Genomic DNA, 25,463 nt, shown 5'->3' on the forward strand with positions numbered 1-25,463 from the left:
TGGATCGGAAGTGCCCCCATGACGAGTGCCATCCGGGGGCCGCAACGCCCCGATCCGACCGGGTCAGGGGCTGAGGCAGAGCCAGCGCAGCCTCGCGAGCACGGGCACCACGGCCTGCCCGTCGAGACGCCGCTCGAGCACATCCACGATGCGACGAGCGTGCACGAGGATGCGGGCCTGCACAAGGGGCTCAAGGGCCGGCAGGTGCAGATGATCGCGATCGGCGGCGCGATCGGCACCGGGCTCTTCCTCGGCGCCGGCGGCCGGCTCGCCTCAGCGGGTCCTTCCCTCGTCTTCGTCTACGCGATCTGCGGGTTCTTCGCGTTCCTGATCCTGCGCGCACTCGGCGAGCTCGTCCTGCACCGCCCGTCGTCCGGCTCCTTCGTCTCGTATGCGCGCGAATTCTTCGGCGAGAAGGCCGCGTTCGTCACCGGCTGGCTGTACTGGATCAACTGGGTAATGACGGCGATCGTCGATGTCACCGCCGTCGCGCTGTACATGAACTTCTTCGCCAAGTACTGGGCGCCGTTCGGGAGCGTGCCGCAGTGGCTCTACGCGCTGACGGCCCTCGCGGTCGTGCTGTGCCTCAACCTGCTGTCGGTGAGCGTCTTCGGCGAGCTCGAGTTCTGGTTCGCGCTGATCAAGGTCGTTGCGATCGTGTCCTTCCTGCTCGTCGGCACCTGGATGGTGATCTTCGGCACCCCGATCCCGGGCCAGGAGGCCGGCTTCAGCCTGATCGCGGACAACGGCGGCTGGTTCCCCAACGGGGTGCTCGCCTCGATCGTCGTCGTGCAGGGCGTCGTCTTCGCCTACGCCTCTATCGAACTCGTCGGCACGACCGCCGGAGAGACCGCCCATCCGGAGACGGTGATGCCCAAGGCGATCAACACCGTGATCGTGCGCATCGCGGTCTTCTACGTCGGCTCGATCCTGCTGCTCTCGCTGCTGCTGCCGTACACCGCGTACCAGGCAGGCGTCAGCCCCTTCGTGACGTTCTTCGGCAGCATCGGCGTCGGCGGGGTCGACGTGATCATGAACCTCGTCGTGCTGACCGCGGCGCTGTCCTCGCTCAATGCCGGCCTCTACTCGACGGGACGGATCCTCCGGTCGATGTCGCTCGCGGGATCGGCGCCGCGCTTCGCCGGAAAGGTGAGCCGGACCGGGGTGCCGTTCGGCGGCATCCTCTTGACGGGCTTCGTCACCCTGCTCGGTGTCGGCCTCAATGCGATCGTGCCGGATGAGGCGTTCGAGATCGTGCTCAACATGGCGGCGATCGGGATCATCAGCGCGTGGGGGATGATCGTGCTCTGCCAGCTGCGCCTGCAGGCCTGGGCGAAGCGCGGGATCCTGAAACGGCCGGCGTTCCGCCTGTTCGGGGCTCCATACACCGGTTATGCGAGCCTCGGGTTCCTGGCGACGGTTCTCGTGCTGATGGCCTTCGACTGGCCGGTCGGCACGCTCACGATCAGTTCCCTGATCGTGATCATCCCGGCGCTCGTGGTCGGCTGGTATGCGTGCCGCGGCCGGATCCTGCAGATCGCGCTCGCCCGCGACGGCAAGACCGGGGCCTTCCCGATCAAGGCGAACCGGCCGCTCGCCGACGAGAACGGGACCGGGCGGCCTCCGCGGTAGACCCCTGCGCGGCGTATCCCGGTGGGCCCCTGCTGCACCGCGCGAGAGTGTGCATGATCTGACGCGCGGACGGATACGATTTGTTATATGGGGGCACAAAAACTGGGCCGGACGGTCGGCCTCGTGATCGCGGGACTCGCCACGGGCGCGGCGGCCGTGCTCTGGTTCCTGGTCGCCTCTGGCGAGCACGCCCCCGGTGCGGCCCCCTCCCAGATCGTGCTCTTCGGCGTGCTCCCGGTGTCGTACGACCCGAGCGCGCCGGGCCCCCGGGCGATCCTCGGCGCCATCGCCCTCTCCGTGCTCTTCGCCGCCGGCATCGCCCTGCTCGAACGCCGCGCGACGAACCGCTCCCGACGGTCCTCCAACGCGCACCTGACCCCGCTCGCACCGAAGATCGTGATGGCCCCGCAGGGAGGAGTCTTCGCCGGACCTGTGACGGTGACCGTGCTGATCCCGGCTCACAACGAGGCCCTGTCGCTCCCCGTGACCCTGGCCTCTCTTCTCACCCAGTCGCATCCGCCGGAGCGCGTCATCGTCGTCGCGGACAACTGCACCGACGACACTGTCAGCATCGCCCGAGAACACGGCGTCGAGGTCGTCGAATCCGTGGGCAACACCCAGAAGAAGGCGGGTGCCCTGAACCAGGCACTCAAACGGGTCCTGCCCGGACAGCTCGACAATGACGTCGTCATGATCATGGACGCGGACACCGCGCTCGATGACGGCTTCCTCGCCGAGGCCGTCGCCCGGTTCACGAGCGATCGCGCCCTGATGGCGATCGGGGGCCTCTTCTACGGGGAGCCGGGGTTCGGCCTGCTCGGACTCCTGCAGCGCAACGAGTACGTGCGCTACTCGCGGGAACTCGCCAGGCGGCGCGGCCGTGTCTTCGTCCTGACCGGGACGGCGTCGTTGTTCCGGCCCCTCGCGCTGCGGTCCGTGGCCGAGAACCGGGGTGTCACCATTCCCGGGGTGCCCGGCGACGTCTACGACACCTACGCCCTCACCGAGGACAACGAGCTGACCCTCGCGTTGAAGTCCCTCGGCGGACTGATCACCTCCCCCACCCAGTGCACCGTGGTGACGGAGCTGATGCCGACGCTCCCCGCGCTCTGGCAGCAGCGCCTGCGGTGGCAACGCGGCGCCCTCGAGAACATCGGCACCTACGGCCTGACCCCGGCGACCCTCCGCTACTGGGCGCAGCAGCTCGGCATCGGGTACAGCGTCATCGCCCTGACCTCGTTCCTGTCGCTGATGGTGCTGACCCTGCTCGCGGTCAGCACCTGGATCTGGTTCCCCTTCTGGCTCTGCCTGGGCCTCGTCTTCGTCACCGAACGCGTGGTCACCGTGTGGAAGGGCGGCTGGCGGGCCCGCCTGCTCGCGGTCACCGTGCTCCCCGAACTCTGCTTCGACATGTTCCTGAACGTGGTCTACGTCAAGGGCATCGTCGACATCACCCTCGGCAGGCATGCCGCCTGGGAACACGCAAGCATGAAGGTCGGAACCGGGAGCGCCGCCTGATGCCGGTCCACGTCCTCAGCCAGGTGCCCGCAGGCATCCTGCTGCCCGACACGATCCTCGCCTCGGAGTTCTTCGCCGTCTTCTCGGCCTTCGTCGGGATCAATACCGTCATCTACGTGGTCCTGGCCGTCGCCAAGATCCTGCCGAAGATCTATTTCACCGACTGGGTCAGGGGCAGCAACCGGCGGGCCGCCGCCCGCAGCATCTACGCGGTGGCGGAAATACCTGTGCGGCCGCCGCCTCCCCCGACCACGGTCGCCGTGACGACCCTCGAGGCATCCGTGCGCCGGGTGCGCGAGTCGGCGCATCCGCTCGCAGGAGTGCATGCGGGAGCGCACAGCGGAGCGCTCGCGTCGACGCACGGCGGGACGCACGCGGAGGCGCACGCCGGGACGCACGCGGCTACGCACGTGGCTAGGCACGTGGCACCGCATGCCGCGCTACGCGGCCGACCGGCGCCGGATCACCAGCTGGCTCACCAGCACGAGCGCGAGCGCGGCGACGAGGATCCCGACGTAGACGAACGGCACTGACGTGATGCCCGAGCGTTCGAGGAGGATCCCTCCGAGGAGGGCGCCGCCGCCGATGCCGGTGTTGAACGCGGTCGTGTAGAAGGCGCTCGCGGTGTCGCGGATACGACGGGACGCCGTGTGCATCAGTCGGGTCTGCAGCAGGGCGGGCAGGGCTCCGAACGCGATGCCCCAGAGCAGGAACGCGACGATGGCGACCGGGAGCAAGCCGCTCCAGATGCTCAGCGCGGACACGCTGACCGCGCTCACGACGAGGCCGAGCACGAGGCCGAGCTGGGGCCGGGCGGCGAACACCGTGCCGCTCAGGAGCAGTCCGACGGCACCGGCGATCCCGTAGGCGAACAGGAACGGGGCGATCGCGGACGGATCGACCCCGAGGCCGTCGATCAGGAACGGCGCGATGTACGTGTAGAAGGAGTAGTGACCGATCATGATCAGGGCTGCGATGACGCAGATCAGGGCGACGGGAGCGATCGTGGGGTCCCGGCGCGCGGGCGCCTGGGGGCGCGGGGCGGCTGCCGGGGCCGGGTCGGTCACGGCTGCCTGGTCGGTCACGGCTGCTGACGTGGTCTCGAGCCGCGCAGCGCTCGCGTCCGGGGCGTCGGGGGCGGATGCCGCGGCATCCGCTGCCTGCGCCGGTACGCCCCGGTCGCCGCGCGGCGGGGAGACGTAGTGCTCGACCTTCGGCAGGAACCGCCAGACGAGGGCCGCGCCGATGAGCATGAGCACGGCGAGCAGCACGAAGGACAGCCGCCAGCCGAGCGCATGCCCGGCCGCCGTCCCGAGCGGCACGCCGAAGACGAAGGCGAGGGTGCCGCCGGAGATCGTGATCGAGATCGCCCGGCCGATCTGTTCCTTGGGCACGAGGTGGGCGGAGTACGCCCCGACGACGCCCCAGAACAGGCCGTGGGCGAGGCCGCCGAGCACCCGGGTGGCGACGACGAGTTCGTAGCTCGGGGCGAGCGCGGTGAGCACGTTGCTGAGCGCGAAGACCAGGAGCACGAACACGATCAGTCCGTGCCGGGGCAGCCGTTTCGTGAGCAGGGCCAGCGGCGTGCTCGTGAGCACGACGGTGAACGCGAACCAGCTCACAAGCAGGCCGGTCTGCGACTGCGGCACTCCGAGCGATCCGCTCATCTCCGGGAGCAGGCCGGTCGGCAGCATCTCGCTGGTGACGGAGAGGAACACGGCACCGGAGAGGGCGAGCAGCCCGATCCACGGGAAGCGGGCAGGAGGCGTCGAGGCGACCGAGCCGGTGCGGGGGCGGTCGGAGTGCGCGGTGGCGGTGTTGGCGGGATCGAAGCGGGGCAGCTCGATCGGCGAAGTCAGGGACATGGGTGTGCTCACAGAGGGCTGGGCCTGCAGCCCGCGCGGGGCCGGGCCGGCGCCAGCCGGATCGTGTGCGCGCAGCGTGCGCGCCCGGGGCCTGTCGCTTGTGCCGGCCACATCCAGCCTAACCGACAGCCTGACGGCAGCCGATAGCCTAGACGGATGACTAGTTCCACTCCGCTGCCCGCACACCACCATTGGGTCATCGCCCTCGTCTGCGTCGACCAGCCGGGCATCGTCCACGCCGTGAGCGGCGCCATCGTGCAGGCTCACGGCAACATCACCGAGAGCCAGCAGTTCACGAGCGCCGACACCGGCCGGTTCTTCATGCGACTCCAGATCGAGACTCCCGCCTCACGCGAGGAGCTCACGGCGGCGCTCGCACCCGTCGCCGAGCGCTACGCGATGACGTCGGTGATCGACGTCGTCGGCCGCCCGCTCCGCACCCTCGTGCTCGCCTCGACGGCGGGCAACTGCGTGAACGACCTGCTCTTCCGGCACCGGGGCGGCCAGGTGCCGATCGAGATCCCGCTGGTGCTGAGCAACCACGGCACCCTGCGCGACCTCGTCGGCTTCTACGGGGTGCCGTTCGAATCGCTCCCCATCACGGATGCCGCGAGCAAGGCCGCCTTCGAAGCCCGGGTGATCGAGGCGATCGAGGACAACGACATCGAGCTCGTCGTTCTCGCGCGGTACATGCAGATCCTGTCCCCTGAACTGTGCGCGGTGCTCGAGGGCCGGGCCATCAACATCCACCACTCGTTCCTGCCCGGGTTCAAGGGTGCGAACCCGTACAAGCAGGCCCACGCGCGCGGGGTCAAGCTGATCGGGGCGACGGCTCACTTCGTGACGAGCGACCTCGACGAGGGACCGATCATCGAGCAGAACGTGGTCCGGGTGGACCACTCCCGCACGCCGGCCGAGCTCGTCGCGATCGGCCAGGACGAGGAGAGCCGCACCCTCACTCAGGCGGTGACCTGGTTCGCCGAGCACCGGGTGCTGCTCGACGGGGCCCGGACGATCATCTTCAAGTAGCCGCCGGCATCCGTTCCCCTTCCGGTCGGGAGTGACCGTTCCGCCGGCCGCTCTCGACCGGAAAGGTGATGTTCGGGGAACGGTAGAGTGGGCGGGTGACTGACTCCCGTGCCCTGCCGAAGATCGGGTTCAACGACGTTCTGCGGTTCCTGCTCGAACTGTTCGCGTTCGTCACCCTCGCGGTCTGGGGCTTCACGACCTGGCCGTTCCCGTGGCCCGCGCTGCTCGTCGGCATCGTCGCCCCCGCGTTCGCGATCGTCCTCTGGGCGCTGTTCCGGTCGCCGAAGGCCGTCTTCCGGCTCGACCCGTTCGGCAAGGCGATCATCGAGATCGCCGTGTTCGGCGCTGCCGCGATCGCGTGGTGGGACATGGGCCTGCCGGTCATCGGCGGCGTCTTCGCGGTCTTCGCGACGGTCAGCGGCGTCCTCTCCGGTCGCGCAGAACTGCGCTAGCTCGCTCGCCCGGGTCAGGCGGGACGGACCGCCCGAGTCTCGCGCGGCATCCGCAGGGCGAGGGCGCTCGTCGCGAGGAAGAACAGCGCACCGACACCGAACGCGACCGGGTACGAGACGGAATCGGCGAGCAGGCCCGCCGCGAGCGGGCCGATGATCGCGCCGAAGTCCGAGAACATCGAGAAGACCGCGACCGGGCGTCCGCCACCGGCCCCCGCTGCGTCGCCGACCGCGGCGGCGGGAGCCGTACCGAGGAACGCCGACGCGACCCCGTAGACGCAGAGCAGCACCGTGAGGACCACGATGTTCGGCGCGAACGGCACCGCGAAGATGGTCACGGCGGCGAGCAGGCAGGCTCCGATGATCGCCGGGCGGCGTCCGACGGTGTCGACGAAGCGGGCCGCGGGCGCGAGTGCGAGGGTCTGGGCGACCGCCGCGACAGCGAAGGCAACACCGGTCCAGGAGCTCGGGCCGCGCAGTACCTCGACGACGAGAACGGGGATCAGCGCGTTGCGCACACCGAACGAGGTCCAGCCCTGCGCGAAGTTGGCCAGGCACGCGGCCCGGAACCGGGGGTCGGCGAGCACAGCGCGGAACGGGACCCTGGGCGCCGACGCTCCGGACGCATCCGCCGTCGCGTTGCGATAGCCGGGGCTCAGCAGCAGCAGCCCGAGCACACCGGCGATCGCGAGCGTGCCGGCGTAGAAGAAGAAGGGCGCCGTGAGCGAGATCGTCGCGAGCAGGCCGCCGAGGGCGGGGCCGGCCATGCCGCCGAGCAGGAACCCGCCCTGATAGAAGCCGATGGCGCGGCCGCGGATGCCCGGAGCAGTCGAGCCGAGCAGGAGCGTCATCGCCGAGACGGTGAACATCGCGGAGCCGATGCCGCCTGCCCCGCGCAACAGGAGCAACTGCGGGTAGTTCTGGGCGATGCCCGCGAGCCCGCTCGAGAGTGCGACGATGCCGATGCCCGCCGCGAGGATGGTCCGCTCCCCCGCCCAGTCGATCAGGCGCCCGCAGAACGGGCTCGCGACGAACCGCATCAGCGCGAACGCGGAGACGACCGCGCCGATCTCGAGGTTGCCGACGCCGAAGCTGCGCACGTAGACCGGGAGCACCGGGACGACGACGCCGAAACCAACCATGACGAAGAAGGCGATCACGCCGAGGACGAGCACGTCCCGGGAGAGTCGCGGCTGCCCATCCACCCCTGTGGGCGGCGTGCGGGGGCGGAAGAGGCGCATCTACTCAGGCTAGGCCGTCGTGGCGGTGTCGCCGCGCGGGCGGATGCCGCGGCTCAGCGCGCGAGCGCCGTCGCCGGTTCGCGGTGCACCGGTACGCTCCCGGCAGCGAGCGCGGCATCCCGCCGCCCGCCGATCGCACGGAGCGCGTTGAGGATCGTCGCGAGGTCGACGAGCTCCTGCAGGAGCGCCCCGATCGTCGCCGGGATCAGCCCGAACGCGGCGAAGACCATCAGGACCAGGCTCAGCGCAATACCGATCCAGATGCTCTGCAACGCGATCCGGATCGTGTCCTGCCCGATCGCGACCGCCCTGGCCGTGCGCGAGAGGTCGTCGATCAGGATGACGACGTCTGCTGACTCGCTCGCCGCGGTCGCGCCGCGCGCGCCCATCGCGATGCCGACATCCGCCACAGCGAGCACAGGAGCGTCATTGACACCGTCGCCGACCATGATCACCGGACGCTCCGTGATCGCTCGCACGCCCTCGACCTTGTCGACAGGCAGGCAGTCGGCCTGGACGTTCGTGATTCCCACGAGCGCGGCGATGTGCTCGGCCGTCGGCCGGGCGTCCCCGGTGAGCATGACCGTGTTGCGGATTCCGAGCTCCCCGAGGGCGTCGATCGTCTGGCGGGCATTGCCGCGCAGCTGGTCGCTCGCGACGATGCTGCCGGCGAAGCTCCCGTCCACGGCGACGTAGATGGCGAGTTCCCCGCCGTCGAGCGGGGCGGCGACGGCCGCCGGCGCGGTCTCCGCCACGAAGGAGAGCTTGCCCACGGTCACCTCGCGGCCGTCGAGCCTGGCGACGACGCCGTGTGCCGGCACCTCGCTCGCCGTCGCGGTCGCGAGGAGCTCGAGGCCGCGGCTGCGCGCCTCCGCGATCACGGATGCCGCGAGCACGTGGGAGGAGTACTGTTCGGCGGACGCGGCGAGCGCCAGCACCTCGTCGGCGTCGAAGCCGGCGGCGGGCAGCACCCGGGCGATGGCGGGGGTGCCGTGGGTCAGGGTTCCGGTCTTGTCGAAGACGATGGTCCTGGCGCGGGACAGCGCTTCGAGCACCCCGCCGCCCTTGACGATGATTCCGTTGCGCGCCGCGCGGCTCATGCCTCCCATGAACGCGATCGGAGCAGAGATCAGCAGCGGGCATGGGGTGGCGACGACGAGCACCTCGGCGAAGCGGACCGGCTCACCGGTCAGGATCCAGGCGAGCGCAGCCAGGGACAGGGCGACCGCGGTGAACGGCACCGCGTACCGGTCGGCGAGCCGGACGACGGGTGCCTTGCTCGCGGAGGCCTCCTCGACGAGGGCCACGATCTGCTGGTACTGGCTGTTCGCCGCGGTCGCGGTTGCGCGGATGGTGGCGGCGGCCTGGCCGTTGATCGACCCCGAGAGGATGCCCTCGCCCTTGTTGCGTTCGACGGGGAGGCTCTCCCCCGTCAGCGAGGACTCGTCGAAGGCCGCGCTGGCGGACTCGAGCACACCGTCGACGGGAACGATCTCGGCCGGGCGCACGAGCAGAAGGTCACCCGGCTGCACAGCAGTGGCTGGCAGGTCCTCGACGTCGGCCAGGTCGTCTGCGGATCTCAGGCGGTGCGCGATCTGCGGCGCCCGGTTGAGCAGGGCGTCGAGTTCGCGCTTGGCACGGTTCACGGCGAAGTCTTCGAGGGCGGCGCCCCCTGTGAGCATCAGCACGATCAGGATGGTCGCGACGTACTCGCCGACGAGCACCGTTGCGACGATGGCGGTGATCGCGAGCAGGTCGACGCCGAAACTGCCGTGGCGCAGCTGCTTGACCATGCCCACGGCTGAGATCGCGGCGACGAACAGGCCGAAACCGCCGAACAGCCAGGCCAGGCTGTCGGCGAAGCCGGCGAGGGCGAGCCCGATTCCGACCACCCCGAGCACGATGGTCGCGGCGACGAGCGGATACCGCCGTACGGCGGCGAACAGACGGGACATGCTTCAAGTCTTGTCCCGTCCCCCGTTCACCGCCAGCAAGGTGAGGCTCGCCTGTCCGGGGCGGATGCCCGGCCGGCGACGAGCGCCGGGCATCCGTCTCGAGGGCGGGCGTCTCAGAGCACGAGCGCGGTCAGGAAGGCCGCGTTGATGGCCTCGCCGACCTTGGCCGGGTGCACACAGTCGCCGAGCGGATGCACGTTGGCTCGCCCTTCGAGCGCGAGCGTGAGCGCCGTGTTCGGACGCACCCCGAAGGCCGCGATCACCGTGGACGCGGTGACGTGCACGGCGCCGTCGGGGCCGGTCGCGGTGAGGCCGTCGGCGTCGACGGAGGTGACGGTGTGCCCGGTGAGGATCCGGACGCCCTTCTCACCGAGTTCGCGCAGCAGGGTGATCCGGTTGATCACGATCATGTCGCGGGCGAGCTCGTCGGCGAGTTCGACGATCGTGACGTTGCAGCCCTGTCCGGCGAGTTCGAGGGCGGCGTCGCAGCCCGAGAGGCCGCCACCCGCGATGACGACACTATGGCCGACGGGGACGCCACGGTGGAAGTCGAGCACGTCGATCACGTTCGCACCGTCGAGGCCGGGGATGGGCGGCAGGAGCGGAAGAGAACCGGTCGCGACGATGATCTCGTCGGCCTCGAACGTCGCGAGGGAGTCCGCGTCGATGGTCGTGTCGAGGTGCACGGTCACGGGGAGGTGGGTGAACTGGCGTTCCCACCAGCCGATCATCGCACGCAGTTCCTTCTTGAACTCCGGGGTCGCCGCGGGCAGCAGCACGCCGCCGAGCTGGGGCCCTGCCTCGTAGAGGTCGACGGAGTGGCCGCGGAGCGCGGCGACCCGTGCGGATTCGAGTCCGCCGGGGCCGCCGCCGATCACGACGACGTGCTTGAGGACGTCGGCCTTCTCGACCCGGCGTTCCCGTTCGAAGCCGACCTGCGGGTTGACGGCGCAGCCGAGCGGCAGGGCGAAGAAGGCGTTGCCGACGCACATCGAGTTGCAGCGGATGCACGGTCGGATGTCCGCGCGATCGCCCGCGGTGAGCTTGCCCGCCCACTCCGGATCCGCGATCAGCCCGCGCCCGATGCCGGCGAAGTCGGCGTCGCCCGCGGCGAGGGCGGCCTCCGCGTTCTCCGGGGTGAGGTTGCCGACGGCCATCACGGGGATGGACACGACGTCCTTGAGTGCGCGGGCCGCCGGGACCATGCACGCGTCGCCGAGGTAGTACGGCGGGAAGACGTAGTCCATGGCTTCGTATGACCCGTCGTCGGCGATGATGAGGTCGAGCCCTGCCGCGGCGAGTACGACGGCGATGGCCTGGCCCTCCGCCGTCGTGCGGCCCCCGGCGAAACGGTGGTTGACAGAGAGGCGGAAGCTGACGGGCAGGCCGGGCGCGTTGGCCTTGACGGCGGCGATGATCTCGGTCGCGAACCGGCAACGGTTCTCGACACTGCCGCCGTAGACATCCGTGCGGCGGTTCCAGCAGGCGCTCATGAACTGGTCGATCAGGTAGCCCGTGTGGCCGTGGATGTCGATCGCATCCATCCCCGCGGCGGCGGCGCGGGCTGCGGCTTCGCCGAAGCGGCGGACGAGCAGGTGGATCTCGTCGATCTCGAGCGGCCGGCAGAGCACGCTCGGGTCTGCATAGTGCGGGTTGTCGGAGGCGGAGATCGGCAGCCTGTCCGGGTCGATCACGTTGATGTTGCGCCCGAGGCCCGCGGTGAGCTGCAGGGAGACCAGCCCGCCGACGGCGTGGATCGATTCGGCGAGGGCGGTGAGGCCCGGAAGCGCGGCATCGGTGTGCACGCAGCAGAGTCCGGCGTTGAGCGTCTCGTAGTCCTCGGAGACGGCGCTGATGCCGGTCATCACGAGGCCAGTGCCCCCGCGGGCGCGTTCGGTGTAATACGCGATCTCTTGAGCGGTGAAGAGCCCCTCCGGGGTGCCCATCTCGGTGCCCATCGGCGCCATGATCACCCGGTTCGGGAGTTCGAGGGTACCGATGCGACCCGGTTTGAGGACGTGTGCGAAGCCTGTCATGGTGTTCTTTCCCGTGCGATGACCGATGGTCGTCGTCGACCTGGGGCGCATCCCGGGCGGGAAATCGGGCGGGAAAAATGGAGCAAGAGCAACGACCTGAATTGTTTCAATCCTAGGTGAGCCGCCAGAGTGAAAACCGAAGAATCGCTATGGATTCGTTCCGGATGTCCGGTCCCGAAGCATCGCGAAGTCGATCGCGAGCAGGTATTTGATCCGCTCCTCACGCATCCGCGCGTAGCCAGGGGCGTGGCCGTCGATCGTCTGGCGGATCAGGCGTGCGGCGAGGGCCTTCCGGATCTCATAACTCGCGTCGTGTTGCGCGTCCTCGACGATCGCGGCCAGTTTCTTGTCGTCGTCCGCGACCGCGTGCAGGATGAGGGCGAGACCCTTGTGGGCGCGACGACGGCGGCCGAGCCTGCCGATGTCGAGCCGCTCATCCTCGGTGAAGCCCTGCGACCAACGCCGGGACGCGAGTTCCCGTCTTTCCTGCGCGACGCGGGCGGCATCCTCTTCGTTCTGCGCCGCAAGAAGGAGCAGTTCATCGCGCGCGACCGTCTGGTAGGACGATTCGTCGAAGTTGTCGTGCTCGCGGAGAGCCCCGACGATGATGTGGTTCTTCACGGCCATCCGCACCGCGGAGAGGGCGATGAGGAGGCCCTCGTCGATGATCCGTTCCATGGCGTTCATCCGCGGCGCCGCATCCGACGCGAGGGTCGCGTGCGGGACACCGAATGCCATTCAGGTGCCATGCCGCGTCGCTTTCTCGTCCAGGTGAGAAACTATGTCTCCTGCACTGATTTTATGGGCATTCGACTCCCGTGCGTATGCCGCGCGCAATACCCGAAAGGTTCCGATGTCCCCTGTCGATCCCGCCGCGGCCTTCCCCGGCGTCGTCGAACGCCTCCGCGCGGCGGGATGCGTCTTCGCCGAGGAGGAAGCGGAGCTCCTCGTTGGCGAGGCCCGGTCGGCGGACGAGCTCGAGGACCTGCTCGAGCGCAGGGTGGGCGGGGAGCCGCTCGAGTACGTCCTCGGCTGGGCGCTGTTCTGCGGGCTGCGGGTGCACGTCGAACCCGGGGTCTTCGTGCCGCGGCGACGCACGGAGGCGCTTGTGCGCGAGGCCGCAGGGCTCGCCGGTCCCGGTGCGATCGTCGTCGACCTCTGCTGCGGCACGGGAGCGGTCGGTGCCGCCCTGCTCTCGGCCCTGCCGGGGCTGGGGCTCGACCTCCTGGCGGCGGACCTCGACCCGGTCGCAGTCCGCTGCGCCCGCGTCAACCTCCCTGGCCGAACCGTGGTCGAGGGCGATCTTTTCGCCCCCCTGCCCCTGGCCCTGCGCGGTCGGATCGCGCTCCTGCTCGTCAACGCGCCATACGTGCCGACCGGCTCCATCGAGCGGATGCCGCCGGAGGCCCGGGTGCACGAGCACCGGCTGGCGCTCGACGGCGGTTCTGACGGGCTCGACGTGCAGCGAAGGGTCGCGGCGGCGGCGGCAGGCTGGCTCGCCCCCGGCGGCCATCTCCTGATCGAGACGAGTGCGCGCCAGGCGCCGGTGACGAGCGCGTTGTTCGCCAGGAACGGCCTGCTCCCCCGTACCGCGCACCACGACGACGTCGACGGGACCGTTGTGATCGGCACACGGGTGAGGCCCCCGACCCCAGGGGTCGAGGGCCTCTCCCGGACGAGCGGGGCCGGTTAGGCCAGGCGCGTCTGCAGGTTCGTCGCGATGGCGGCGAGGAATTCCTCGGTCGTCTGGTAGCCCTGCTCCGGGCCGACCAGCAATGCGAGGTCCTTGGTCATCTGGCCGCTTTCGACGGTCTTGATGACGACGTCCTCGAGGGTCTCGGCGAACTCGGCGAGCGCCGGGTTGCCATCGAGCTTGGCCCGGTGCGAGAGGCCGCGGGTCCAGGCATAGATCGAGGCGATCGGGTTCGTCGAGGTGGGCTTGCCCTGCTGGTGCTGGCGGTAGTGGCGGGTCACGGTGCCGTGCGCTGCCTCTGCCTCAACGACCTTGCCGTCGGGAGTGGAGAGCACGCTCGTCATCAGGCCGAGCGAGCCGAAGCCCTGCGCGACGGTGTCCGACTGCACGTCGCCGTCGTAGTTCTTGCAGGCCCAGACGTAGCCGCCTTCCCACTTCATGGCGGATGCGACCATGTCGTCGATCAGGCGGTGCTCGTAGGTGAGGCCGGCAGCCTCATAGCGGGCCTTGAACTCGGTGTCGAAGATCTCCTGGAAGATGTCCTTGAACCGGCCGTCGTATGCCTTGAGGATGGTGTTCTTGGTCGACAGGTAGACCGGGTAGTTCCGCACGAGGCCGTAGTTGAGCGAGGCACGGGCGAAGTCACGGATCGAGCTGTCGAGGTTGTACATGCCCATCGCGACACCGCTGCCCGGGGACTGGAAGACCTCGAAGGTCTGCGCCTCCGAGCCGTCCTTCGGCGTGAAGGTCATGCTGAGCGTGCCCTCCCCCTCGAAGCGGAAGTTCGTGGCGCGGTACTGGTCGCCGAAGGCGTGGCGGCCGATGATGATCGGCTTGTTCCAGCCGGGCACCAGGCGCGGGATGTTGGAAATGATGATCGGCTCACGGAAGATCGTGCCGCCGAGGATGTTGCGGATCGTGCCGTTGGGAGACGCCCACATCTTCTTGAGGCCGAATTCCTCGACCCTGGCCTCGTCCGGGGTGATGGTCGCGCACTTCACGCCGACGCCGTGCTTCTGGATGGCGTGGGCAGCGTCGATCGTGATCTGGTCGTCGGTCTCATCGCGTTTCTGGATCGACAGGTCGTAGTACTCGAGGTCGATGTCGAGGTACGGGTGGATGAGCGTGTCCTTGATGGCCTGCCAGATGATGCGCGTCATCTCGTCCCCGTCGAGCTCGACGACGGTGCCTTCAACCTTGATCTTCGCCAATGAATTCTCCTCAGAATGGTACCGGCCACGTGGCCGAGCCAATTCTACAAGGCCCCCGCAACTGTCTCGACATCGAGACAGTTTTCGGTCCGGTCCTGCCCGGCGCACAAAACCCGACTACCACGCCGGTCAGCCGCAGGTTAGCCTGTTGCCATGGGTGAACTACGTCTGGAAGAACTGTCCGCACGCAACATTGTTGCGGCCAATAGCCTCAGTCTCAAACCGGGCCAGGAGCTGTACATCGCTCCCGTCTCCTATGCGGTGGCGGCTTCCGTGATCAATCCCGCGACCGCGTGGCAGCGCGTCGTGTTGCTCGACGGCGAGGTGGCCGGGTTCATCCACGGCAACTTCGACCCCGATTCGGAGCACGAGGAATTCCGGGCCTGCATCTGGAGGATCAACGTAGACGCGAGCGCCCAGGGCAAGGGCGTCGGCAAATTCGCAGCGGAGTCACTCGCCCAGGAGGCCAGGAAGCGGGGCTTCGACCACATCACCGTGATCTGGGAACCCGGCGAAGAAGGACCGGAGTCGTTCTTCCACCGGATCGGCTTCGTCGACATCGGCGAGACGGCATACGGCGAGATGATCGGTTCGCTCAAGCTGTAGCGGCCAGACGGTTCCGCCGGCCATGCGCCTCGCCCCCGACAGCGACTTCGTCACGCATGTCCTCGGCATCGTCGACTCGATTCCCGCCGGGCGGGTGATGACCTACGGCGACGTCGCGGCGGTGCTCGGCTCTCGCGGCGCCCGTGTCGTCGGCCAGATCATGGCGCACTATGGGGCGGATGTCCCCTGGTGGCGGGTGGTCCGGGCCGGCGGCCACCCGCCGGTCGCGCACGAGGCCAGGGCGCTGCCGCACTACCGCGAAGAAGGCACCCCGCTCGTCCTCCTGGGCACCGCGGAGTCCGGCTACCGGGTCGATTACCGGGCTGCGCGCTGGTCACCGACCTGACCTGCCCCTCGCGGGCACCGCCGGCACCGGGTACGGTGCCCGCATGGACAGTGCAGAAGGCTTTCAGGACCCCGTCGTCACCAATCCCGGCCTCTACCGGGTGATCCTCGAGAATGAGCGGGTACGCGTCCTCGAATACCGGGACACGCCCGGTGCCGCGACCGCGCCGCACCGGCATCCGGACAGTGTCATGGTCACCCTGAGCGAATTCAGCCGGCGGATCTCGTCGGACGGCCGCGCCGTCGACGTCGAGCTTCCCGCCGGGGTCGCACGATGGCTTCCCGCCCAGGAACACACCGGTGCGAACACCGGCCATACCGACACGCACTCGATCTTCATCGAACTCAAGGAGCCTTCGCGGCATCCCCGAGGGCGCACGGACGAGCGGCCGCTCGGGCCGCAGTCCGCCGCACCGTCGACGCCGGACACCGACGATGAGGCGAACGTCTGGGGCTTCTCCTAGCGCGCCGCAGGCAAACGGTGTTAGCGTGCGGCATGTCCAGTGAACAGAACGCCACACAGTCCCTCGATCCGCTCGTGACGGATCCCGGCGTCTACCGGGTATTGCTCGAAAACGACCGCGTTCGCGTGCTCGAATTCCTTGATGCCCCCGGCGACACCACCAACCCGCACGAGCACCCAGACAGCGTGATGATCACGCTGAGCGCATACTCCCGGAGGCTCTCCTTCGAAGGCAGGGAGGTCGATGTCGAACTCCCGGCCGGCGAGACCGCCTGGCTCCCTGCCCAGGAACACGCCGGCGTGAACATCGGCACCACGCCGACCCACGCGATCTTCGTCGAGCTCAAGGAACAGGCCGTGCGCGCCCCCGATCCCAGCCTGCACCCGCTCGGGCCGGCGCCGCGCCCGCTGATCGGCATCCCGTTGTCGGACGCCTCGAGCGACGAGGAGAAGGCCTGGGGCTTCGCCTAGGCCGGTCTCCCCTGCCGGCTCAGGCCGGCAGGCACCAGTCGCCTGACCGCATGGTCGCGGTGACGTAGAGCCCGGCATCGAGGACGATCAGGTCGGCCGGCTGCCCCGCGGCGAGGCGGCCGCAGTCGGTGAGGCCGATCATGTCGGCCGGGTTCTGCGTGGCCGCTCGCACCGCCGTGGCGAGGTCGACCCCTGCCGTGTGCACGGCGAACCGGACGGCCTCGCTCAGGGTGAGGACACTGCCGGCGATCGTCCCGTCCGCGAGGCGCGCTTCACCGTCGAGCACGCTGACGGGGAGGCCGCCGAGGGTGTATTCGCCCTCGTCCGCACCGGCCGCGGCCATCGCGTCGGTCACGAACACCGGTCGCGACGGGCTCTGCGTGATGAAGCGGACGACCGCGGGATGCAGGTGCACCCCGTCTGCGATCAGTTCGGCGAACACGGCGGGGTTCTCGAGCAGCGCGAGGGACGGCCCGGGTTCCCGATGGTGCAGGGGACGCATCGCGTTGAAGAGATGCGTGCCCGCCGTGGCCCCCGCCTGGATCGCCTGCCTGGTCATGTCGTCATTGGCGTCGGTGTGGCCGATCGCGGCGACCGCGCCGTATCCGACGATCCGCCGGACGGCGTCGAGCCCGCCCGGGAGCTCAGGGGCGATCGTGACCATGCGCACCGTGCCGTGGCCGGCGCGCATGAGGCGGTCGATGCTGTCCCTGTCGGGCACCCGGAGCAGCTCCGCCGTGTGGGCGCCCCGATGGATCGGGCTCAGCCAGGGTCCTTCGAGGTGGATTCCTGCGAGCAGGCCGGAATCGACGAGGTCGGCGAGGCCGGCCACCAGGCGTTCCATCTCATCGAGCGGTGCCGTGACGAGGCTCGCCATCAGCGTGGTCGTGCCGTGTTCCCGGTGGGTCGCCGCGATCCCGGCCGCCGCGATCTCCGTGTCGGCATCGTTGAAGCTGAATCCGCCGCCGCCGTGATTGTGCACGTCGACGAAGCCGGGGGCGAGGATCCCGTCCGGGTAGTGGGCATCGGCGACGCGCGGCGGGAGGCCGGCGCCGACGGCGATGATCCGTCCGGCCCTGACCTCGACCCAGCCAGGGGTGTGCACGGCGTCCGCGGCGACGACCGTGCCGGCGCTGAGCAGAATCGAGTCGGCCACGGGGTTAGATTCCCTGCCAGGCGTACTTGTGGGCGTATGCGTATGCGTAGTAGTCCCGGTTGGCGAGGCGGGATGCCGCGGCCTCGTCGACGAGGACGGTCACGTGCGGGTGAAGCTGGATGACCGAACCGGGCTTGCTCGATGAGACCGGTCCCTCGACGGCGGACGCGATCGCATCCGCTTTCTCTTCGCCGAACGCGAGCAGGATGAGGTGCCTGGCGCGGCGAATCGTGCCGAGGCCCTGGGTCATGCAGTGGATCGGCACGTCATCGGGAGAGGCGAAGAAGCGCGCGTTGTCGATCCGGGTCTTCTCGGTCAGGGTCTTGATCCGCGTGACGGACGCGAAGGAGGAACCCGGCTCGTTGAAGCCGACGTGACCGGTCTGCCCGATACCGAGGATCTGCACGTCGACGCCGCCGGCCGCGACGATGGCGGCCTCGTAGTCGAGTCCGGCGGTCTCGAGGGTGGCCACGTCGCCGTTCGGGGTACGGATGTTCGCGGGGTCGAGGCCGAGGGGCACGACGACGTCGCGGGTGATGACGGCGCGGTAGCTCTCCGGGTGCCCTGCGGGCAGCCCGACGTATTCGTCCAGGGCGAAACCGCGCACGCGGGACATGTCGAGGGGCTCCTCCGCGAGGGAGGCTGCGAGCGCCGCGTACACGGAGAGCGGCGTGGACCCCGTGGCCAGGCCGAGGACGGCATCCGGCTTGCGCATGATCAGGGCACGGATGGATGCCGCAGCAAGCGTTCCCGCTGCGGTCTCGGTGTCGAGGACGATTACTTCAGCCAATGTTCTGCTCCAGTTTCACAATGATGGTGCATGGTGGTGCTGCCGGGGTCGCGGGCTCGCCCGCGACCCCGGCGTTGGTGGGATTAGACCGTCGTGGACGACGCGGAGTCGGGCACTGTCGCGTCGGGGACCTCGTCCTCGCCGCGACCGGGGGTCTTCAGGTTCCACTTGCGGATCACGAAGCGGAACAGGAAGTAGTAGATGCCGGCGTACGCGAGCCCGATCGGGATGAGCAGCAGCGGCTTCTCGGCCAGGCCGAAGTTGAGCACGTAGTCGAACGTGCCCGCGCTGAAGGTGAACCCGTCCCTGATCCCGAGGGCGTTCACGAGGGCGAGCGAGGATCCGGTCAGCACCGCGTGGATGAGGTAGAGCGGGAACGCGACGAACATGAAGGAGAACTCGAGGGGCTCCGTGACGCCGGTGAGCATGGCGGTGAGCGCACCGGAGAGCATGATGCCGCCGACGATCTTCTTCTGGGACGGCTTGGCCTCCTGCCAGATGGCGAGGGCTCCGGCCGGCAGCGCGAACATCATGATCGGGAAGAATCCGGTCATGAAGGAGCCGGCGGTCGGGTCGCCGGCGAAGAACCGGGCGATGTCACCGTGCGCGCCGTTGAAGTCGCCGATCACGAACCACATCACCGAGTTGAGGATGTGGTGCAGGCCGACGGGGATGAGCAGCCGGTTGGTCGTGCCGTAGAGGAAGCCGCCCCAGATGTTGTTGGAGGAGACGAACTCGCCGAAGCCGGAGAGACCGGTCGCGAAGGCGGGGTAGACGAAGGCCAGCAGGACGCCGAGAACGAGTGCCGTGCCTGCGGTGACGATCGGAACGAACCGGCGGCCGCCGAAGAAGGCCAGGTAGCTCGGTAGGGAGATCCGGTGGAAGCGCTGCCAGAGCAAGGCGGAGGTGATGCCGATCAGGATGCCGCCGAGCACGCTGTAATTGACCAGCACCTGTTTCCCGCCCGCTGCGGGCAGTCCGAGGACCAGAGGCGACATCGCCTCGCCGACCTTGGAGAAGACGAGGTAGCCGACGACGGCGGCAAGGGCTGTCGATCCGTCGGACTTCTTCGCGAAGCCGATCGCGACGCCGACCGCGAAGAGCAGCGGTAGAGCGTCGAAGAGGGCACCGCCCGCCGAGGCGATCACGGCCGCCCCGGTTTCGAAGCCCGGGATGCGCCCGAGCAGGTCGGGCTGGCCGAGGCGGAGCAGAAGGCCGGCAGCGGGCAGTGCGGCGATCGGCAGCATGAGGCTGCGACCGACTCGTTGAAGTTGCGCGAGGCCGGGGAACGGCCGTTTCGTCCCGGCGTCTACGGTGATGCTGGACATTGATTTCCTCCTGGTGGTGCGTTGTCGGTATGGATGTTGCGTGGGTGGTCTGTGGGTCAGGGCTGGTGCTGCAGGTTGAGCGTCATGTGGATCTGGTAGCGGTCGCCGCGGTACCACGAGGTGACATGTTCGAGGAAGGCGGACCCGGCGGACGACGTCCGACGGAAGACCATCACGGGGGCGTTGGCGGCGATGCCGAGGGTGGCGGCGAGCAGGGCGTCGGCGCCCTCCGCCCAGACGGCCTGTTCCGCGTTGTCGATCCGGAGGCCGTATTCGGTCGCGAACGTCGCGTACAGGGACCGGGTCAGGTCTTTGGCGCCGAGGTCGGGGAGCAGCTCTGCGGGGTAGTAGCCGCGTTCGAGTGCCATCGGCACCCCGTCGGCGAGCCGGAGTCTTTCGATCTCAAGTACCTGGGCGCCCGCGCCGAGTCCGAGGGCGGCCCGTACCGCGAGGGGCGCTTCGACCAACCGGGACGAACGCACGATCGTCGCGGGGACGAGGCCGCGCCGGCGCATGTCCTCCGTGAAGGACGCGAGGTGCAGGTCGCTCTGCACGCGTTCGCCGGCCACGAAGGTGCCCTTGCCCTGCACCCGGTAGAGCACGCCCTCCTCGACGAGCTGGCGGATCGCTTCGCGCACGGTCGAGCGACTGACTCCGTACCGCGTCATGAGCTTCCGCTCCGGCGGGATCGCGGCGTGGGGAGCGAGGCTGGTCTCGACCAGCTCCTCCAGGATCGAGCGCAGCTGGGCGTGTTTGGAGACCGGTCCTGATTCCAGAACCGGGGCCTCATCGATGTCGGTCATCTCGCTGCGTCCTCCGAAAGGTTGGGGTGTGTAGATACCAGCATAGGACCACTTTCGCTTTGTGGTCCGTACTGGTACGATCCAATAGTTCGATGATGAAGCCGCGGCACCCTGCTTGTCAAGACCCCCAGCCGCTCGGGTTCTCCGAGAACACCCGAAACCGAATCAGACAGGGCGCAGACTTGGCTCACGGCCGGAACGCTTCGCGCGTATCCAAGCCGCTGCAGCCGGTTCCCGGCCCACCATCACTGGAGGAAACACCATGAGCACCAAAGCGGAGCAAATCCTCGCCGGCCTCGGCGGATCAGGCAACCTCGTCGAGATCGAGGCGTGCATCACCCGACTGCGCACCGAGGTGAAGGACCCCGCCCTCGTGAACGAGCCTGCGCTCAAGGCGGCCGGCGCCCACGGCGTCTTCCGGTCCGGCACCATCGTCCAGGTCGTCGTCGGACCAGAGGCCGACAACCTCGCCGAAGACATCGAAGACCTCCTGTGAGCCGTGGGGCTCCCGTCGTCCTCGTGACGCCCGTCGTCGTCCTCGCGCCCGTCCCCGGTCGCGCCGTCGGTCTCGCCGAGGTCCCCGATCCCACGTTCGCCCAGGCGATCGTGGGTCCCGGCGCCGCGATCGACCCACCGCGGGGCATGGTCGACGCGATCGCGCCGATCACCGGCAGGCTGCTCAAGGTCTTCCCGCACGCCTTTGTGATCCTCTCCCCCGACGGGATCGGCGTCCTCGTCCACCTCGGTATCGACACCGTCGAGCTCCGCGGCGAGGGCTTCACCCTGCGGGCGAAGCAGGGCGATCAGGTTGCAGCCGGCGACGTGATCGTGACCTGGGACTCCGCGGCCGTCGAGGCTGGCGGACGTAATCCCATCGTGCCGGTCATCATCCTCGAGCGCACACACGAGAACATCGCCCTCGCCGATGCCGTCACTGCGGGCGCCGACCTTGCCGCCGGCGACCTCTTCCTCACCGTCACCTCCTGACGGGCTGTTCCGCGAGAGCGGAGAAATGGCCCCTTCGCGCGCAGCGAAGGGGCCATTTTCGTACTCTCGCGGACCGGCATCCGCTGTGAACGCGTGCGGATGCCGCTACACGAGTGATTCCCGCCAGGCCGCGTGCAGCTGGGCGAACCGTCCGGTGCCGTCGATCAGGTCGTCGGGCGCGCCGTCCTCGACGATGATCCCGTGCTCCATCACGAGCACCCGGTCTGCGATCGCGACCGTGGACAGCCGGTGCGCGATGATGACGGCCGTGCGGTCGGCGAGCAGGGTCTGCAGCGCCTGCTGCACGAGCCGCTCGCTCGGGATATCGAGCGAGGACGTCGCCTCGTCGAGGATCAGCACCGCCGGGTCGGCGAGGAAGGCCCTCGCGAACGAGATCAGCTGGCGCTGCCCGGCGGACACTCGGCCACCGCGTTTGTTCACGTCGGTGTCGTATCCGCCGGGAAGGTTCTCGATGAACTCGTGCGCGCCGACGGCACGCGCCGCCGCCACGATTTCGGCGGGAGAGGCGTCCGGTTTGCCGATCGCGATGTTGTCGGCGACCGAACCGCTGAACAGGTACGCCTCCTGGGTGACCATCACGATGGCGCGACGGAGGTCCTTGGGGTGCAGCCGTCGCAGGTCCACCCCGTCGAGCAGCACCTGGCCGTCGGTGGGGTCGTAGAACCGCGCCATCAGCTTCGCGAGCGTCGACTTGCCTGCCCCGGTCGAGCCGACGAGGGCGATCGTCTGCCCTGCGGGAATCGCAAGGTCGAAGGTCGGCAGAATCACCCGGTCGGACTGGTACTCGAAGCGCACCCCGGTGAAGGTGACGGCGCCGCGCGCCTCCCACAGGTCGACGGGGGCAACCGGGTCCGGCACACCGGGGAGTTCCTCGAGCACGCCGGAGATCTTCTCGAGCGCCGCCGCGGCGGACTGGTACGAGTTGTAGAACATCGCCATCTCCTCCATCGGATCGAAGAACCGCCGGGTGTAGAGCAGCGCCGCGAGGAGCGCACCGATCGCGAGCTGCCCGTCGACGACGCGGAATCCGCCGAGCAGGAGCACGACGGCGACCGCGACGTTGCCGATCAGGATGAGGCCGGGGTCGAAGATGCCGAACAGCTGGATCACCCGGCCGTTCACCTTTCGGTAGTCCTCGACGAGCTCGCCGAAGACCTCCTCGTTGCGTCTCTCCGCCCGGAACGCCTTGACGGCGCGGATGCCCGTCATCGTCTCGACGAACTTCACGATCAGGCTCGCCGATGCGGTCCTCGACCGCCGGAACAAGGTCTGCGACCGCACCTGGAACCAGCGGGTGAGCGCGAACAGCGGCACCAGGGACCCGAGCAGCACCAGCCCGCTGACGCCGTCGAGGCTCACGAGCGCGATCGCCGTGAAGGCCATGTACAACACGCCCTGCACGAGCTGGTTGATACCCGAGTCGAGCAGTTCCCGGATCGCGTCGAGGTCGCTGGTCTGCCGGGAGATGATCCGCCCGGAGGTGTACGACTCGTGGAACTCGAGGCTGAGCCGCTGGGTCTGCAGGAACACCCGCTTGCGGAGGTCGATCAGCACTGCCTGGCTGATCCTGGCCGACATCATCGTGTACCAGGCGATGAGGATCGCCCCGATCACGCCGGTGAGGAGGTAGACCCCGCCGGTCGCCGCGAGCGGGAGCCAGTCCTGGGCGAGGAGGGCAGGCAGTCCCTTGTCGATCCCGAACGCGATGAGGGCGGGACCGGCGACCTGGGCCGCGGTCGAGAGCACCACGACGAGCATCGCCGCGGTGACCCGCCAGCGCACCGGGCGGAGCAGGGAACCGAGCAGGCGCAGCGAGCGCGCCCGGATCTGCTTGCTTTCGGACGCGGTGAAATTGTTGCGTTCTTCGCCTTCGACTCCGGTGACGCTCATCGTGCGGCCTCCTCTCGCTCGGTCTGTTCTGTCCGTGCGGCCGATTCGTCCCTGGCGACCTGCCTGGTGGCGTCGCGCCGTTCTTCGTCTTCAAGGCTCGAGATGACGAACCGGTAGTGCTCGTTGGTGCGCAGGAGCTCGGAGTGCCGGCCGACCGCGGTGATCCGGCCGTCCTCGAGCAGGGCGACCCGGTCGGCGAGGGTGACCGTCGACGGCCGGTGCGCGACGATGAGCGCCGTCGTCGAGGCGAGCACCTCGCGGAGGGCGGCCTCGACGAGGGACTCGGTGTCGACGTCGAGCGCGGAAAGCGGGTCGTCGAGCACGAGCACCGCCGGCTTCGCCGCGACCGCGCGGGCGAGCGCGATCCGTTGGCGCTGGCCGCCGGAGAGGCTCATGCCCTCCTCGCCGACGAGGGTGTCGACGCCGTCGGGCAGGTCACGCACGAAGCCGGCCTGCGCGACCTGCAGGGCCTCCTCGAGCGCGGCATCCGCTGCCGCCGACCGCTCGGCGAACTCCGGCCTGCCGAGCAGCACGTTGTCGCGCACGGATGCCGAGAACAGCGTCGCGTCCTCGAACGCCATCGCGAGGTGGCCGCGCAGGTCTTCGCGGCCGAGCGAGCGCACGTCGACACCGTCGAGCGTGACCGCGCCCTGGGTGACGTCGTAGAGGCGGGTGGTGAGTGCGGTGAGGGTGGACTTGCCCGAGCCGGTCAGCCCGACGAGGGCCATGGTCTCCCCCGGCTGCAGCACGAGGTTGACGCCGTCGAGCAGGTCGGGGAAGCGCGCCGGCGAGTCGGGGTAGCGGAAGTGCACGTCCTCGAAGGCGAGTCGGCCGCGCGGCTCGGCGAGCGTGACGGGCCTGTCGGGGTCCGTGATGCTGTTCGGGGCGTCGAGCACGTCGAAGTACCGGTCGGTCGCCGTGCGGGCGTCGAACGTCATCGACAGCAGGAACCCGATCGATTCGACCGGCCAGCGCAGCACGGTCGCCGTCGCGAAGAATGCGACGAGGCCACCGACGCTGAGGTCACCCTGCGCGGCGAGCCAGACTCCGACCACGAGGCAGAGCGCGAACGCGACATCGGGCACCATCAGGAGCCAGAGCCAGATGCCGGCGATCGCGCGCGCCTTCTCGATCTCGGTGCCACGAAGGTCTTCCGCCTGCTGCGAGAAGTTCTTGAGCGCGAAACCGCCGCGCCCGAACGCCTTGAGCACGCGGATGCCGTGCACGGACTCCTCGACGGCCGTCGCGAGGTCGCCGGCCTGGTCCTGGCTGCGCCGGGCCACGACGGAGTACTTCTCCTCGAACAGGTACCCGACGATCCAGAGCGGAATCGAGCAGGCGATGAAAACGACGCCGAGGATCCAGTTCATCGAGACCAGCACGGCGGCGCCGATCACGATCGTGACGATATTGACGACCAGGAGGACCAGGCCGAAGGAGATCCAGCGCCGGATCAGGTTCAGGTCGCTCACCGCGCGGGACAGGAGCTGTCCGCTCGGCCAGCGATCGTGGAAGGAAACCGGCAGGTCCTGCAGGCGCGCGTAGAGCGCGTTCCGCATGCTCGCCTCCACGTGGGTGCCCGGGACCAGCACGAACCAGCGGCGGAGGGCGATCAGGATGGCCTCGAGCACGCCGAGGCCGAGGACGACCAGCACGGCGGGCCAGATTCCGGCGGGGTCCTGACGGGACAGGGCGCCGTCGACGAGGCCCTGCAGCACTTGCGGGATCGCGAGGGCGACGACCGCGGCCAGGAGCGCGGCGATCATGCCCAGCACGAGCCGGGGCAACGCGGGTCGCACGTAGGGGAAGAGGCGCAGCAGGGTGCGCAGCGTGCTCGCGCGCTTCCCGGGCTGCTCAGGGGCCGCCGCCGGTGTGGCAGCAGGTGTGCTGGGTGGCGTCGAGGCGGTCGGTGGGTTCGGAGTCGTGTCCATGGGAGTGGGTGGTGTGGTTTCGATGGGAGTGGTTGGTGTG

General features: G+C 69.1%; 24 protein-coding genes. 12 read left to right on the forward strand and 12 right to left on the reverse strand.

Annotation, left to right across the window (positions count from 1 at the left end; genetic code table 11):
- The first annotated feature begins 18 nt into the window (after window positions 1-18).
- From E3O46_RS09540 to E3O46_RS09550, 3 genes are all read left to right on the forward strand, one after another.
- Window positions 19-1,632 carry an amino acid permease gene (locus E3O46_RS09540; protein ID WP_134561614.1) on the forward strand — a complete coding sequence of 538 codons (1,614 nt, stop codon included), beginning with the start codon at window positions 19-21 and terminating at the stop codon, window positions 1,630-1,632.
- Between the two features lie 87 nt (window positions 1,633-1,719).
- Window positions 1,720-3,150 carry a glycosyltransferase family 2 protein gene (locus tag E3O46_RS09545; protein ID WP_134558992.1) on the forward strand — a complete coding sequence of 477 codons (1,431 nt, stop codon included), beginning with the start codon at window positions 1,720-1,722 and terminating at the stop codon, window positions 3,148-3,150.
- Complete coding sequence (locus tag E3O46_RS09550; protein ID WP_134449983.1) at window positions 3,150-3,683, forward strand: hypothetical protein; 534 nt, start codon at window positions 3,150-3,152, stop codon at window positions 3,681-3,683. Before E3O46_RS09545 ends, E3O46_RS09550 begins: the two co-directional genes overlap by 1 nt.
- Here E3O46_RS09550 and E3O46_RS09555 read toward each other — a convergent pair.
- Window positions 3,591-5,015: an MFS transporter gene (locus tag E3O46_RS09555; protein WP_166791052.1), complete on the reverse strand. Its 1,425-nt coding sequence runs from the start codon at window positions 5,013-5,015 to the stop codon at window positions 3,591-3,593. The two genes, E3O46_RS09550 and E3O46_RS09555, sit on opposite strands and share 93 nt — an antisense overlap.
- A 156-nt stretch (window positions 5,016-5,171) precedes the next feature.
- Between E3O46_RS09555 and purU the strand changes: the two genes are divergently transcribed.
- Entirely contained in the window at window positions 5,172-6,044 is an 873-nt protein-coding gene (purU, locus tag E3O46_RS09560) for a formyltetrahydrofolate deformylase (RefSeq protein ID WP_134449981.1), read from the forward strand.
- A gap of 95 nt (window positions 6,045-6,139) precedes the next feature.
- Window positions 6,140-6,496 (forward strand): YrdB family protein, encoded by a 357-nt coding sequence (locus tag E3O46_RS09565; RefSeq protein WP_134561616.1) that lies wholly within the window; start codon window positions 6,140-6,142, stop codon window positions 6,494-6,496.
- 14 nt (window positions 6,497-6,510) lie between these two features.
- Here the strand turns inward: E3O46_RS09565 and E3O46_RS09570 are convergent, their stop codons facing one another.
- The 4 genes from E3O46_RS09570 to E3O46_RS09585 form a co-directional block, all read right to left on the reverse strand.
- Window positions 6,511-7,737, reverse strand: coding sequence for an MFS transporter (locus E3O46_RS09570; protein ID WP_134449979.1), 1,227 nt, complete (start codon window positions 7,735-7,737; stop codon window positions 6,511-6,513).
- Between the two features lie 53 nt (window positions 7,738-7,790).
- Window positions 7,791-9,692, reverse strand: a complete 1,902-nt coding sequence (locus E3O46_RS09575) for a heavy metal translocating P-type ATPase (RefSeq protein ID WP_134561617.1) — start codon at window positions 9,690-9,692, stop codon at window positions 7,791-7,793.
- 113 nt (window positions 9,693-9,805) lie between these two features.
- Window positions 9,806-11,728: an oxidoreductase gene (locus tag E3O46_RS09580; RefSeq protein WP_134561618.1), complete on the reverse strand. Its 1,923-nt coding sequence runs from the start codon at window positions 11,726-11,728 to the stop codon at window positions 9,806-9,808.
- A gap of 147 nt (window positions 11,729-11,875) precedes the next feature.
- Complete coding sequence (locus E3O46_RS09585) at window positions 11,876-12,466, reverse strand: hypothetical protein (protein WP_134449976.1); 591 nt, start codon at window positions 12,464-12,466, stop codon at window positions 11,876-11,878.
- A gap of 115 nt (window positions 12,467-12,581) precedes the next feature.
- Between E3O46_RS09585 and E3O46_RS09590 the strand changes: the two genes are divergently transcribed.
- Window positions 12,582-13,421, forward strand: a complete 840-nt coding sequence (locus E3O46_RS09590) for a putative protein N(5)-glutamine methyltransferase (protein WP_134449975.1) — start codon at window positions 12,582-12,584, stop codon at window positions 13,419-13,421.
- Here the strand turns inward: E3O46_RS09590 and E3O46_RS09595 are convergent.
- Entirely contained in the window at window positions 13,418-14,632 is a 1,215-nt protein-coding gene (locus E3O46_RS09595) for an NADP-dependent isocitrate dehydrogenase (RefSeq protein WP_134449974.1), read from the reverse strand. The two genes, E3O46_RS09590 and E3O46_RS09595, sit on opposite strands and share 4 nt — an antisense overlap.
- A gap of 153 nt (window positions 14,633-14,785) precedes the next feature.
- On the opposite strand from E3O46_RS09595, the gene E3O46_RS09600 reads away from it, so the two are divergent.
- The 4 genes from E3O46_RS09600 to E3O46_RS09615 are packed head-to-tail and all read left to right on the forward strand — an operon-like array spanning window position 14,786 to window position 16,517.
- Entirely contained in the window at window positions 14,786-15,238 is a 453-nt protein-coding gene (locus tag E3O46_RS09600; protein WP_134449973.1) for a GNAT family N-acetyltransferase, read from the forward strand.
- Window positions 15,239-15,260: 22 nt separating this feature from the next.
- Window positions 15,261-15,584, forward strand: coding sequence for an MGMT family protein (locus E3O46_RS09605; RefSeq protein ID WP_134449972.1), 324 nt, complete (start codon window positions 15,261-15,263; stop codon window positions 15,582-15,584).
- A gap of 43 nt (window positions 15,585-15,627) precedes the next feature.
- Window positions 15,628-16,047, forward strand: a complete 420-nt coding sequence (locus E3O46_RS09610) for a cupin domain-containing protein (RefSeq protein WP_198413390.1) — start codon at window positions 15,628-15,630, stop codon at window positions 16,045-16,047.
- A gap of 32 nt (window positions 16,048-16,079) precedes the next feature.
- A complete protein-coding gene (locus E3O46_RS09615) occupies window positions 16,080-16,517 on the forward strand; it encodes a cupin domain-containing protein (protein ID WP_198413389.1) in 438 nt (145 codons plus the stop codon).
- 19 nt (window positions 16,518-16,536) lie between these two features.
- On the opposite strand, the gene nagA is transcribed toward E3O46_RS09615, so the two are convergent.
- The 4 genes from nagA to E3O46_RS18855 form a co-directional block, all read right to left on the reverse strand.
- Window positions 16,537-17,673 (reverse strand): N-acetylglucosamine-6-phosphate deacetylase, encoded by a 1,137-nt coding sequence (gene nagA, locus E3O46_RS09620; RefSeq protein ID WP_241984995.1) that lies wholly within the window; start codon window positions 17,671-17,673, stop codon window positions 16,537-16,539.
- A gap of 4 nt (window positions 17,674-17,677) precedes the next feature.
- Window positions 17,678-18,463, reverse strand: a complete 786-nt coding sequence (locus E3O46_RS09625) for a glucosamine-6-phosphate deaminase (protein ID WP_134449971.1) — start codon at window positions 18,461-18,463, stop codon at window positions 17,678-17,680.
- A gap of 83 nt (window positions 18,464-18,546) precedes the next feature.
- A complete protein-coding gene (locus tag E3O46_RS09630; RefSeq protein WP_134559006.1) occupies window positions 18,547-19,791 on the reverse strand; it encodes a PTS transporter subunit EIIC in 1,245 nt (414 codons plus the stop codon).
- A 56-nt stretch (window positions 19,792-19,847) separates the two neighbouring features.
- A complete protein-coding gene (locus E3O46_RS18855) occupies window positions 19,848-20,594 on the reverse strand; it encodes a GntR family transcriptional regulator (RefSeq protein ID WP_134449969.1) in 747 nt (248 codons plus the stop codon).
- A gap of 262 nt (window positions 20,595-20,856) precedes the next feature.
- Between E3O46_RS18855 and E3O46_RS09640 the strand changes: the two genes are divergently transcribed.
- Both E3O46_RS09640 and E3O46_RS09645 read left to right on the forward strand, forming a co-directional pair.
- On the forward strand, window positions 20,857-21,090 hold the full coding sequence (locus E3O46_RS09640) for a PTS sugar transporter subunit IIB (RefSeq protein ID WP_134449968.1): 234 nt from the start codon (window positions 20,857-20,859) through the stop codon (window positions 21,088-21,090).
- Window positions 21,087-21,581 carry a PTS sugar transporter subunit IIA gene (locus E3O46_RS09645; protein ID WP_241987381.1) on the forward strand — a complete coding sequence of 165 codons (495 nt, stop codon included), beginning with the start codon at window positions 21,087-21,089 and terminating at the stop codon, window positions 21,579-21,581. The genes E3O46_RS09640 and E3O46_RS09645 overlap by 4 nt, the downstream gene beginning before the upstream one ends.
- Window positions 21,582-21,686: 105 nt before the next feature.
- Here E3O46_RS09645 and E3O46_RS09650 read toward each other — a convergent pair whose 3' ends face one another.
- Window positions 21,687-23,492 (reverse strand): ABC transporter ATP-binding protein, encoded by a 1,806-nt coding sequence (locus tag E3O46_RS09650; protein ID WP_134559008.1) that lies wholly within the window; start codon window positions 23,490-23,492, stop codon window positions 21,687-21,689.
- Window positions 23,489-25,423 carry an ABC transporter ATP-binding protein gene (locus E3O46_RS09655; RefSeq protein WP_134559055.1) on the reverse strand — a complete coding sequence of 645 codons (1,935 nt, stop codon included), beginning with the start codon at window positions 25,421-25,423 and terminating at the stop codon, window positions 23,489-23,491. The genes E3O46_RS09650 and E3O46_RS09655 overlap by 4 nt, the downstream gene beginning before the upstream one ends.
- Window positions 25,424-25,463: the final 40 nt, after the last annotated feature.

Origin of the sequence: Cryobacterium glucosi, from assembly GCF_004402235.1 — a bacterium.
Taxonomy (GTDB): Bacteria; Actinomycetota; Actinomycetes; order Actinomycetales; family Microbacteriaceae; genus Cryobacterium; species Cryobacterium glucosi.